Source organism: Microbacterium sp. (genome assembly GCF_031178525.1).
GTDB lineage: Bacteria > Actinomycetota > Actinomycetes > Actinomycetales > Microbacteriaceae > Microbacterium.
Genome location: NZ_JAPSJA010000067.1, coordinates 1 through 11635, shown reverse-complemented (window position 1 = coordinate 11635; position 11635 = coordinate 1). Strand labels below are relative to the sequence as shown.

Annotated in this window: 12 protein-coding genes; 7 read left to right on the top strand and 5 right to left on the bottom strand. The window is 70.3% G+C overall.

The window, feature by feature from the left end; translation table 11 throughout:
- Positions 1-236 precede the first annotated feature (236 nt).
- From RIF89_RS06430 to RIF89_RS06420, 3 genes are read right to left on the bottom strand one after another with little or no spacing between them, the layout of a single operon-like run.
- Positions 237-1142 carry a carbohydrate ABC transporter permease gene (locus RIF89_RS06430; RefSeq protein WP_309068307.1) on the bottom strand — a complete coding sequence of 302 codons (906 nt, stop codon included), beginning with the start codon at positions 1140-1142 and terminating at the stop codon, positions 237-239.
- Complete coding sequence (locus RIF89_RS06425) at positions 1142-2065, bottom strand: sugar ABC transporter permease (RefSeq protein ID WP_309068306.1); 924 nt, start codon at positions 2063-2065, stop codon at positions 1142-1144. Before RIF89_RS06425 ends, RIF89_RS06430 begins: the two co-directional genes overlap by 1 nt.
- Positions 2062-3363 (bottom strand): ABC transporter substrate-binding protein, encoded by a 1302-nt coding sequence (locus RIF89_RS06420; RefSeq protein ID WP_375294442.1) that lies wholly within the window; start codon positions 3361-3363, stop codon positions 2062-2064. The genes RIF89_RS06425 and RIF89_RS06420 overlap by 4 nt, the downstream gene beginning before the upstream one ends.
- Positions 3364-3474: 111 nt before the next feature.
- Here RIF89_RS06420 and RIF89_RS06415 point away from each other — a divergent pair, with 111 nt between their 5' ends.
- From RIF89_RS06415 to RIF89_RS06385, 7 genes are all read left to right on the top strand, one after another.
- Entirely contained in the window at positions 3475-4698 is a 1224-nt protein-coding gene (locus tag RIF89_RS06415; protein WP_309068305.1) for an ROK family protein, read from the top strand.
- 163 nt (positions 4699-4861) lie between these two features.
- A complete protein-coding gene (locus RIF89_RS06410; RefSeq protein ID WP_309068304.1) occupies positions 4862-5497 on the top strand; it encodes an HDIG domain-containing metalloprotein in 636 nt (211 codons plus the stop codon).
- Between the two features lie 86 nt (positions 5498-5583).
- Positions 5584-6471, top strand: coding sequence for a serine hydrolase (locus tag RIF89_RS06405; protein WP_309068303.1), 888 nt, complete (start codon positions 5584-5586; stop codon positions 6469-6471).
- Between the two features lie 111 nt (positions 6472-6582).
- On the top strand, positions 6583-7440 hold the full coding sequence (locus tag RIF89_RS06400; protein WP_309068302.1) for an alpha/beta hydrolase: 858 nt from the start codon (positions 6583-6585) through the stop codon (positions 7438-7440).
- Positions 7437-8288 (top strand): GNAT family N-acetyltransferase, encoded by an 852-nt coding sequence (locus tag RIF89_RS06395; protein WP_309068301.1) that lies wholly within the window; start codon positions 7437-7439, stop codon positions 8286-8288. Before RIF89_RS06400 ends, RIF89_RS06395 begins: the two co-directional genes overlap by 4 nt.
- A 151-nt stretch (positions 8289-8439) precedes the next feature.
- Positions 8440-8769 (top strand): metalloregulator ArsR/SmtB family transcription factor, encoded by a 330-nt coding sequence (locus RIF89_RS06390; RefSeq protein WP_309068308.1) that lies wholly within the window; start codon positions 8440-8442, stop codon positions 8767-8769.
- Positions 8766-9164, top strand: a complete 399-nt coding sequence (locus RIF89_RS06385; RefSeq protein ID WP_309068300.1) for a VOC family protein — start codon at positions 8766-8768, stop codon at positions 9162-9164. The genes RIF89_RS06390 and RIF89_RS06385 overlap by 4 nt, the downstream gene beginning before the upstream one ends.
- A 156-nt stretch (positions 9165-9320) precedes the next feature.
- Here RIF89_RS06385 and dnaB read toward each other — a convergent pair whose 3' ends face one another.
- Both dnaB and rplI read right to left on the bottom strand, forming a co-directional pair.
- On the bottom strand, positions 9321-10694 hold the full coding sequence (dnaB, locus tag RIF89_RS06380; RefSeq protein ID WP_309068299.1) for a replicative DNA helicase: 1374 nt from the start codon (positions 10692-10694) through the stop codon (positions 9321-9323).
- Positions 10695-11254: 560 nt separating this feature from the next.
- Positions 11255-11635, bottom strand: a 381-nt coding sequence (gene rplI / locus RIF89_RS06375) for a 50S ribosomal protein L9 (RefSeq protein WP_309068298.1), incomplete at its 5' end; no start/stop codon positions are given.

Genomic DNA, 11635 nt, shown 5'->3' with positions numbered 1-11635 from the left:
GACCACGCCGGGGATGTCGCCGAGACCGTCGCCGTCCGCGTCCGCGAAGCTGCGCGGGTAGATCTGGTAGACGACGGCGTGCCGCCACCAGGTCGGGTCCTTCAGGGCGTCGGGGGTGTCGATGGGAAGCACCTCGGTCATGTGGCGCGGGTTCCTTTCGGTCGTCGGTGCGCTGCGCGGTCTGTCGCGCGTGCGGGTGGGTGGGTGGGCGAGTCGTGCGTTCGGTTCGGGGGGGATCAGCCCTTGACGGCGCCCTGCGTGACGCCTTCCATGACCCAGCGCTGCGTGAACAGATAGGCGACGATGGCGGGCGCCATGGCCATCAGGTACGAGGCGAAGGCGACGTTGTAGTTGTTGCTGAACTGGTTCTGGAACAGGTTCTGGCGCACGGGAAGCGTCTGCAGGGCCGGATCGGAGATGATCAGCGACGGCATCATGAAGTCGTTCCAGGCGTACAGGAACGCGAAGATGCCGACGGTTGCGCTCATGGGAGCCAGCAGCGGGAAGATCAGCCGCCAGAAGGTCTGCCAGGTGGTGGCTCCGTCGATCCGCGCGCTCTCCTCGAGCTCGATCGGGATCGACCGCAGGAACGCCGTGAACAGCAGCACGCTGAAGCTCAGCTGGAACATCGTGGCGAGGATGATCACGCCGACCGGGTTGTCGAGCCCGATGCGTCCCGTGAGCTGGATCTGCGGCAGCGCCACGACCGGGAACGGGATGAACATGGCCGCCAGCAGGTAGAAGAACGACCAGCGGAACAGGCGCCGGTCCCAGTTGCGCACGATCGCGTACGACGCCGTGGCCGCGAGCACGATCGTCGCGACGACCGTCCCCGCGGTCACGAACAGCGAGATGCCGGCACCCACGGGGAAGCGCGTGAGGTTCCAGGCCTGGACGAAGCCGTCGATGCTGAACGGCGCCGGAAGCGAGAACGCGTTGCCGTCGACCGCTTGGCCGCCCGTCTTGAACGCCATGCTGATCGTGACGTACAGCGGCAGCACCACGGTGACCGCGCACAGGATGAGCAGGATGGTGCCCGACCAGTTGACGCGCTCCGCGCCCGTGCGGATCGTGCGCGTGGCGCGGGTCGTCCGGGAGACTTCCGGGGCGCCCTGGGTCGTGTTCGAGGCGGTAGCCGACATCAGAACGTGTTCCTTCCGCGCGTCAGCGAGAGCTGGAGGAGGGAGATGAGCACCGCGACGATGAAGAAGATCGTGGCGTTCGCCATCTGGTAGGCATAGTCGCCGCCGTAGAAGCCCTGCACGATCGTCATGGCGACGCTGCGGGTGGCGGTGCCGGGACCGCCGTTCGTGAGACCCACGATGATGTCGTACGCGTTCAGGAAGTTCTTGAAGCCGAGGATCACGTTGATCACGACGTACCCCGCCACGAGCGGGATCGTGATCCGGAACAGCTGCTGGCGCTTGGTCGCGCCGTCGATGTCGGCCGCCTCGTACACATCGCCCGGCACCGACAGCAGACCCGCGATGTAGATCAGCAGGGTTCCCGGCACCGCCTGCCAGGCGGTGACGATCACGATCGCGATCCACGCCAGATCGGGGTTGGCCAGCAAGCTGGTCTGCAGCCACGAGATGCCGGTCGCGGCGCCCGCCGCAGGCAGCGAGTTGGAGAACAGGAAGTTGAAGACGTAGGCGATGATGATGCCCGAGATCACCATCGGGATCACGAAGATCGTGCGCAGACCGGTCTTGAAGCGGATGCGCGACGTCAGCCCCACCGCGAGCAGGAACGCGATGACATTGACCACGACGACGGTCGCGATCGAGAACCCGAACGTGAACAGGTAGCTGCGCAGCACCGCGGGGTCGCCGAACATCGCGACGTAGTTCGTGAAGCCGTTGAAGCTCCACTCGCCGATCCCGATCGAGTCCGTGAAGCTGAAGAAGATGCCGACCACGCCCGGCACCGTGATCGCGAGCGTGAACAGCACAAGACTCGGCACGAGGAACAGGTAGTAGATCGGCTCGACGCGGCGCTTGCCGTGGTGCCCGGTCGAGGACGCCGCTGTGGGCGCCGGTCCCGTGGTGATGATCGCCTCGCTCATCCGTCCGCCTCCTGCGCATCGGTTCGCGGCGCGGGCGCGCGGAACGCCACGCGTGCCCAGTCCGCATCGATCGTGCGCAGCATCTGGCCGGGGTCGGAGCCCAGCACCATGGCCTGCGCGTAGCCGTTGATCGGGATCGTGCGCGGCACGAGCACCGACGGGCCCTGGTAGATCCGGCCCTCGGCGTAGAACTCGCTCATCCCCTCGATGCGGGGGTCATCCGGCGGGGGCGCATCGGCCGTCGGCGTGAAGCCGAGCTGGGAGGCGTTGTACGCCTCGATGTTCTCGGGCTGGAAGAGGAACTCGAGGAAGTCGCGCGCGGCCTCCGGGTTGCCCCCTTCCTCCGGGATCATGCCTGCCAGGTCCATGTTCACCCGTACGGCGCGGTCGTCCGGATCGTCCGTCATCGGCAGCGGGAACGTGCCGAGATCAAGGTCTTCGGACGTCTTCGCGATCTCGCTGAAGGCCCACGGCCCCTGCAGGTACATCGCCGCCTCGCCGTTCGCGAACGCCAGGTTCCCGTCGCCGTAACCGCGGCTCGCCGCGTCGTCGTTCGTGAACTCGGTGAGCCGGATCATCCGCTCCATCGGCTCGGCGAAGTCCTTCTCGAAGGAGACCTCGGAGTCCGCGCCCACCTCGGCGCCCTCCGCCGCCAGCCCGTCGAAGAAGTCGATCACGTCGAGCGACCCGCCCGCCGCGTAGTCGTACCAGCCCTGGCCTACGGTCCAGTCGTCCTTGAAGGTCGCGTAGATCGGCGTGACGCCGGCGGCCTCGAACGTCTCGCACGCCGCGAGCAGCTCCTCCCAGGTCTCCGGCACCTCCACGTCGTGCTCGGCGAAGAGCTGCTTGTTGTAGATCACGGATGCCGCCATGACCGAGTAGGGGATCGCGCTGACGCGCCCGTCGCACGTGCCGTACTGCGCCATGAGCGGCCCGAGGTCCTCATTGGTGTTGGCGGCCGCCTCGGTGTCGGACAGGTCGATGAGCGCGCAGCGCTGCACGTAGCGGGCGACCTCGTAGTTGTAGTTCGCGAGCATGACGTCCGGCGGGTTGCCGCGCACGAAGCTCGCCGAGACGACGTCGATCCCCGACGTGTCCATCTCGACGCGCACCCGGTCCTGCGACGCGTTGTACTCGCCGACGAGCCCGTTCATGAACTCGATCGCCTCGCGCTTGGAGAAGGCGAACCGGATGGTCTCGCGTCCGTCCGCAGAGCAGCCCGCGAGCGTCGCCCCCGCCAGAGTGAGGGCCGCCGCGGCGGCCGCCAGGCGCACCAGCGGGGTGAATCTCGAAGACACCGTCGTCCTTTCATGGAGTCGGCCGCGCCGGCCTCGCCGGAGTAAATTTGCTGGCCGAATCAAGTCGATTGAGGAAGACTCTCTCAGGACTCGAACGAAAGGTCAAGAGCGATGGCGAAGAGCTCCGCGGATCTCGGCACGGGCCGGTCCAGCCTGGGCCGGGTGCTCGACTTCGCGTGGGGCGCGGGTGTCTTCACCGCGACCGACGCCATGGCCGCCGCCGCGCTGACGCGCTCCACGACGATCGACGCCATCGACACCCTCGTCGCTGCTCGGATGCTGCGGGAGCTGCCCAACGCGCGTGCGGCCGGTGAGTATCGGGCAGGGCGGCCCGCGCGACGGTTCGAGCTGCCCGCGGATCTCGGCACCGTCGCCGGTCTGGATGCCGGGGACGCGCACCTGAGCCTGCAGGTGGCGGATCTCGCGGGTGAGACGATCCTGCACAGCCGCATCGATCTCGACCCGGACCACTCGATTCGCGAGCGCCAGGACGCCGTGCGACGCCACGTGCAGGCGACGCTCGCGGGAGGTGCCCGCGGACCCGTCCTCGCACTGTGCGTCGGAGTCGCGGCACCCGTGGACCGAGACGGGCACTCCCCGCGGCACCCAGACGGGTTCTGGGAGCGCACCAACGCCGGGCTCGTGGATCTGCTCGGCGGCGTGGCCGACGTGGTCGAGGTGAAGAACGATGCGCAGCTCGCCGCCACCGCGGAGGGCGCGGCGGGCGCGGCCGTCGACTGCCGGGACTACGTCGCACTGCTCGCCGGCGAGCGGCTCGGCGCCGGCGTGGTGATCGACGGGCACCTGCTCCACGGCATGCACGGCGGCGTCGGCGAGATGTTCGCCTTCGACTACGTCCGCGGGGTCGACTCGGCCTTCGGTCTCGGCCCGATCCTCGAGCGGCGGGCGCGCGCACTCATCGCGGCAGGGGACGCGGCCCCCGGCGGCGGCCTCGCCGGTCTCGATCCGCGCGAGGTCGACGCCCGCCGCGTGCTCGCGCTCGCGGCCGACGGCGACGCCGATGCACGGCAGGTCGTGCGGACGGTGGGCGAGAGCCTCGCGCGCATCGTGGGGGTGCTCGGCAGCATGTACGACCCGGAGCGGATCATCGTGTGCGGCGGGATCGCCGAGCGCATCGATCCGGTGCTCGACGCCGCCCGAGAGACGCTGGGACCCCATCTGCACCTGCCGGCCCCCGCACTCGTCGCGTCGCGTCTGGGAGCCGACATCGTCACGCAGGGAGCCGTCCTGCGGGCGCTGGAGAGCGCCCGGCAGCTGGCTCTGCCGAAGCTCGCGGAGCGTCGGCTGCGGGAGGCCGAGGACGCACTCCGCTAGGACGCGCGGCGGACGACCGGTGATCCGGAGCGGCGGCCGGTTCTCCGGAGAGGTCGCGTTCTCAGGAGCCGAGACGCGGACCTGCTCCTGAGAACCCCGGATCTCCTGAGAACCGCGATCCGAGGGACTGCCGCGATCGATCCCGCGCTGACAGGATCGGCGCATGAGCCCGGAGCGTGATGCGGCGGCCATCGGCCTGACGGTGCGTGACATCGCCCGCACCCACCCCGAGCCGTCGCGCGCGCTGGTCGAGGACGGCGTCGTCGATGCGATCGAGGAGCTCGCCGCCATGCGAGGGGTGCAGCAGGATCCGATCTGGCATCCCGAGGGCGACGTGCTGACGCACTGCCTGATCGCCGCCGACCTCGCAGCCTCCGACAGCGCCCGCGACGGCATCGCGGGCGAGCGCCGCGAGCTGCTCGTGCTGGCCGCGCTGCTGCACGACGTCGGCAAGCCGCAGACCACGACGCGGAATGCGGACGGCAGGATCATCTCCCACGGCCATGCCGACGCCGGCGCCGCGATCGTCCGGGGCCTGGGCGAGCGGCTGGTCTGGCCGGAGCCGCTCACCGGCGCCCTCGTCGCGCTCGTGGATGCGCACATGGCGACCGCGAGCGTGAAGGGCACCCCGACGCGGCGCGCCGTGCGGCGCCTGAGCGGGCGGCTCGAGGCGGCCGGCACGGGCCTCGACGACTGGGCGCGCGTCGTGCGCGCGGACGGCTCGGCGCGTGGCTCGGCCGCCCACGGCGACGCGGCGGAACCGTGGCTGCGCGTGGCGGCCGAGCTGGATCAGCGCTGACGCATCCGCGTCGCGGCCGAGGCGTGCGCGTAGTCTGTCCGAGGTCCGTTCCGGGCGGGACGGGTCTTCGGAGGAGGGCAGCGCCGGTGGAGTCGATCACGGGGCGTGACATCATCACGGCCCAGGTCGCCCTCGAGCGCCTGGTGCGCGGGATCGACGCGGAGGGGCTCTGCGCGCTCGGTGCGCATGTGCTGATCGGCGAGGACGAGGCCACGCACCGCTGGGCGCCGGACGAGCGCATCGACATCGAGTCCGTGGCGAAGGGCGTGGCGGTTCTCGCCGCGGCGATCGCGCACGACGAGGGCGTCTTCGACATCGACGCCCCCGTCGCCCGCTATCTTCCCGATCTCGCCACCGGGGACGGCGTGGACCGGGTGACGATCCGGCACCTGCTCACCATGACCAGCGGCATCGACCTGCCGTGGACGCCGACGCTGTACGACGACTGGCCGGATCTCGCCCGCGAGTTCCTCAGCCGCCCGTCGCGCGGGCGCGTGACGCAGTACGCCAACGCGAGCACGTACACCGCGATGCGCGCGCTCGCGGCGGTCGTGGGCGACGTGCGCGACTGGCTCGCGCCGCGGCTGTTCGCCCCGCTCGGCATCGACGACGTGCGCTGGGAGCGCTGCCCCCGCGGCTGGATCAGGGCCGCGGGCGGTGTGTTCCTGCGCACGGAGGAGCTGGCGCGCATCGGCAGGCTGATCCGCGACGGCGGCGTCTGGCGGGGCGAGCGCATCGTCTCGTCCGGATGGATCGACGCGATGCATTCGGAGTGGATCGCCACGGGCGGATCCCCGGGCTACGAGCAGTACGCGCTGGCGGGCTGGGCCGGGCCCGGTGAGGCGTGGCGCCTGCACGGCGCGTACGGGCAGCTGCTGGTGTTCGCCGGCGACGCCGTCGTGACGATCACCGCCGACGACCATCCCGGCGGCCTGCGGATGGCCGAGCTCGCGGTCGACGCCGTGAGCCCCTGACCGGTCGGCGCACACGGCCGGTCGGACCCCGTCGTGTGCACCCCGTCGCGACGCCCCGTGCCGGGAGAATGGCAGGCGTCACGACGCGTCCCCTCGACGAGAAAGGCCGGCATGCCGCACGAGTTCACTGCTCACCCCCCGCAGCGCGAGCACAGGATCACGCTTCCGGACGGGCGCACGCTGGCGCTCGGCGAGTACGGGGCACCGGACGGCATCCCCGTGATCTTCTTCGCCGGAGCCGCCAGCTCCCGATCCATGAACGTCGCCGGAAACGCCGCCGAGGCCAGGAACGTGCGACTGATCACGTTCGACCGGCCGGGCCTGGGAGCCTCCAGCCCCGACCCCGCGAAGTCCGCCCGGAGTGTGGCGGCCGACCTCTCCCACGCGCTCGCAGACATCGGCGCCCACACCCCCGTCGCCATCGCGAACTCGCAGGGAGCGGTCTTCGGGCTCGCCGCCTCGGCCGGCGGCATCGTCTCACGCATCGCACTCGTCTCGCCCGCCGACGAGCTCGCCCATCCCGGTCTCAGCGCCCTGCTCACGGCCGACGTCGCCACCTTCGTCCAGCGGATCGCGACCGACGAGGAGTCGATGCGGGAGCTGCTGAGCTCGTTCACGGCCGAGAGCATGATGGACTTCGTCTTCTCGGGCGCGGCCGCCAGTGACGCCGAAGTGTTCGGCGAGGACGACTTCCGCCGCCTGTATCGGACAGCACTCGAGGAGGGGTTCGTCCAGGGCGGCGCCGGCTACGCGCAGGACACGATCATCGCTTCCACGCCGTGGCGGATACCCGAGCGGTCCGTCGGCGACGTGCGGATCTGGTTCGGCGCCGACGACAGCTCGCACTCCCCCGACCTCGGCGACCGGCTGGCGCAGCGCTACTCCGCGGCGCGGCGCGTGGTGCCCGGCGTCGGCGGCGCGCTGGCCTGGACGCACACCGCCGAGATCCTGGACGACCTGCTCGGATGACCGGCCCCGGTGGCGACGAGAGCCGCATCCCCACGGTCGACGAGACCACGACGGTGGATGCCGCGACCGCGCGGGCGGCGGACGGCGACGCCTGGCAGGCACACGGCCTGATCCGCGCCGGGAGCGGCGGAGCGGTCGCCGAGCATCCCGGCGTGCGAACGATGGCCAGCGGCCTGCCCCACCCGCAGTGGAACAACGCCGATGTGCACGACCCGTCCGCCGCGGACGTCGGGGCGGTCGCCCATTGGTACGAGCGCCAGGGCGTGCCGTGGGGCTTCCGGGTGCCGGCCGGTGCCGAGTGGCGACACGGCAGGCTGCTGTTCCGCTGCCGGCTGATGGCGCTCGACGCTTCGACGCTCCGCCCGACCACGGCCGACGGCGTGACGGTGCGAGCCGCCAGCGAGCGGGACCTCGACGACGTCGTCGCCGTGGACGCCCAGGCCTTCGGCGGCGACCCGGCGACGGCGTGGATGCTGCCGCTCCTGCGGTCGTCCCGGGCGACGGTCGCGCTCGCCACCATCCGCGGGCGCGCTGTGGCGACCGGCTACGCGCTCCGATCCGACGGATGGGCCGGCCCGTCCGCGCTGCTCGCGGGCATCGGCGTGCTGCCGGCGGCTCGGCGGCGAGGCGTCGGGGCGGCGCTGTCGTCCTGGCTGCTGCAGCGCGCCTTCGAGGACGGTGCCCGGATCTCGGTCCTCAACCCCGACAGCGACGACGCGGCGCGCGTCTACTCGCGTCTGGGATTCTCGGAGGTCGAGGGCTTCGCCATCCACACCGCGGAGCAGGCTCCACCCGCGCCGGCAGCGCCCGCGCCCGACTCCGGAAACGCGGGCCCTGCGACGAGCTGACGCTCGTTCACCCTGAGACAGCGGTGACTGGCGGAGCTGGACCGCGCGCCATGCCGTTCGATCTCCCTGCGCGACGCCATTCCGCTGTACGGGCGGGCCGGTAGAACGGGAATCCGGCAACGCGCAGGAGTCCGCAGGGGCCGTGTTCGCGATGCCGGCGTTGACAGGCAAGCAGAAACTTGCCTATGGTGTCCGCGTGAGCGACGTTTTCAAGGCTCTGGCCGACGAGACTCGTCGCATCATCCTCGACGAACTGGCGGCCCGCGACGAGCAGACGCTGTTCGAGTTGTGCGTCCGGCTGTCGCATCACGGGCTCACCCCCTCGCGGCAGGCGGTGTCGCAGCATCTCGAGGTGCTCGAATCCGCCGGCCTCGTCCATAGCGAGCGCCGCGGACGCTACAAGTTCCACACCCTCGACACCCGCCCGCTCGCGCAGATCACGGCGCGATGGCCGCTCACACCGGAAGCAGGAACACCATGAAGATCCAGGCCTTCTCCGTCTTCGTCGACGATCAGCAGCGCGCACTCGAGTTCTACACCGAGAAGCTGGGGTTCGCCGTCGCGGCAGACATCCCGATGGGCGAGCATCGCTGGCTCACGGTCGTCGACCCGGCCGCTCCGAACGGAGCCCAGATCTCACTCGAGCCGAACGACCACCCCGCCGTCCCGCCCTTCACAGCGGCTCTGGTCTCCGACGGCATCCCGTTCTGCACCTTCGGCGTCGACGACGTGATCGCCGAGTACGAGCGCCTCCGCGCCCTCGGGGTGCACTTCACGCAGCAGCCTCTCGCGCAGGGCCCGATCACCACCGCCGTCCTGGACGACACGGTGGGGAATCTCATCCAGATCGCCGCCTACGCGACGGAGGGCCCGTGAGCGCGGAGCCCGTTCCGCACGGGACCGCACGGGTACGCCATGCAGGAAGACGGGTGTCGCCGTAGCCGGCGGCGATCACGGCAGCTGCCACACCGGCACTGTCGCCGGCGTCTCGAGAATGCTCGCGCCCCGGGACGGCCCCCTGCAACCACCCGTCTACGCGAAGTCGTTGGCCGGGGCCATGTCCGCGAAACGGGAGAAGTGACCCTGGAAGGCGACCTCGATCGTCGCGGTGGGGCCGTTGCGGTGCTTGGCGACGATCAGGTCGGCCTCGCCCGGGCGGGTGTCCTTGTCGTAGACCGAGTCGCGGTGCAGCAGGATCACCATGTCGGCGTCCTGCTCGATCGAACCCGACTCGCGCAGGTCGCTCACCTGGGGGCGCTTGTCCGTGCGCTGCTCAGATCCTCGGTTCAGCTGCGACAGCGCGATGACCGGCACCTGGAGCTCTTTCGCCAGCAGCTTGAGCGCACGTGAGAACTCGCTGACCTCCTGCTGGCGCGACTCGACCTTCTTGCCGCTGGTCATGAGCTGCAGGTAGTCGATGATCACCATCTTGAGGCCCGCGCGCTGCTTGAGACGACGGCACTTGGCACGGATCTCGACGAGCGTCATGTTGGGGCTGTCGTCGATGAACAGCGGCGCCTCGTGGATGCGTCCGCGCGTCTGGGCGATGTTGGTCCAGTCGCGCGAGTCGAGCGTGCCCTTGCGGATGTTCTGCAGCGGAATGGCTCCCTCGGCGCTGAGCAGGCGCATGGCGATCTCGGCCTTGCCCATCTCGAGCGAGAAGAACACGGCGGGCATGTTGTGCTTGATCGCCGACGCCCGCGCGAAGTCGAGCGCGAGCGTCGACTTGCCCATGGCGGGACGCGCCGCCACGACGATCATCTGCCCGCCGTGCAGGCCGTTCGTCAGCTCGTCCAACTCGGCGAACCCGGTCGGCACGCCCGTCATGCCGCCGTCGCGACCTCCGGCCGCCTCGATCTCCTCCATCGCCGCATCGACCGCGATGGACAGCGGCACGTAGTCCTCCGTGCGCTCGGTGCCCGTGACGCCGTAGATCTCGGCCTGCGCGTTGTTGACGAGGTCGACGGCCTCGCCCTCGCCGGAGTACCCCATCTGCACGATGCGCGTGCCCGCCTCGACGAGGCGGCGCAGCAGCGCGCGCTCGGCGACGATGTTCGCGTAGTAGCCGGCGTTCGCGGCCGTGGGCACGATCGACGTGAGCGAGTGGAGGTAGTCGGCACCCCCCGCGCGCTGCAGGTCGCCGGTCTTGATCAGCTCGTCCGTGACGGCGACGACGTCGGTGGGCTCGCCGTGCGAGTACAGGGAGAGCACGGCCTCGAAGATCAGCTCGTGCTTGGGGATGTAGAAGTCCGAGCCGCGCAGCGACTCGATCACGTCGGCGACCGCGTCCTTCGACAGCAGCATGCCGCCGAGCGTCGACTGCTCGGCGAGCAGGTCGTGGGGAGGCGTGCGCTCATGCTCGCGCGGCCCGCCCAGGCGCTCGGCGGAGATATCGGCGATCGACACGGGGACTTCCTTCCTTTCGGCGAGAGACGTTTCGGGACGCGCTCGCCCGCCTGGCTCCGGGTGGGGTGATCCGGATCCGCGTGCGGTGGGACGCGGTGTCGCAGTCAGGAAAGCAGGGACCTCCGACATCCGCTCGTTCACCGTAGGTTCGGCGTCGCCCCCAAGCAAACCGGCCTGTGGATAACTCTGTGGAGAGGTTGCGGAAACCACCGCAACGCATGTGGAAACCCGCTGTGGAGAACGGCGACGCGCCCGGCGATGCACCTGCTTTATTTCGCCGCTGACCTGCGCTTCCCAGATCCCACACCCTGTGGATGACGTTGTGATTAAACAAGGGCTTGAAGGTTCGCTCGCCCGCCCCCGACTGTGAAGAACTGTCGCCATCCCGATCCGACCGACGGCCGATATGTCAAGACGGAGTGAACGCCGCGTAACGGCGCCGCGGGGCCGGCACGCCGTGAGGGACGCGCGCCCACGAGGCCGGTCGCGCCGCGCCCGCCGCACGCGAAAGCGGGGCGGACCCCGAAGGATCCGCCCCGCTTCGAAAGCGTCGAGTCGCTTTACTTCTTGAGCGCCACGACCTGCAGCGCGATGACCGCCGTGACGTCGTCGTGCAGGCGCACGACGGCCTCGTGGTCGCCCACCGTCTTGATGGCGGTGGGGATGGTGATCTTGCGCTTGTCCAGCGAGCCCAGACCGGCCTCCGACACCGCGTCCGCGATGTCGGCGGTCTTGACCGAACCGAACAGGCGACCCTCGGCGCCCGCCTTGACGGCGAGCTTCACGCGGGTGCCCTCGATCGTGTTCTTCAGGACGACGGCCTCTTCGTGCGTCGCGATGGCGCGAGCCTCGCGTGCAGCGCGGATCGACGTCACCTGCTTCTCGCCACCGCGCGTCCACGCGACGGCGAAGCCCTGGGGGATGAGGTAGTTACGGGCGTA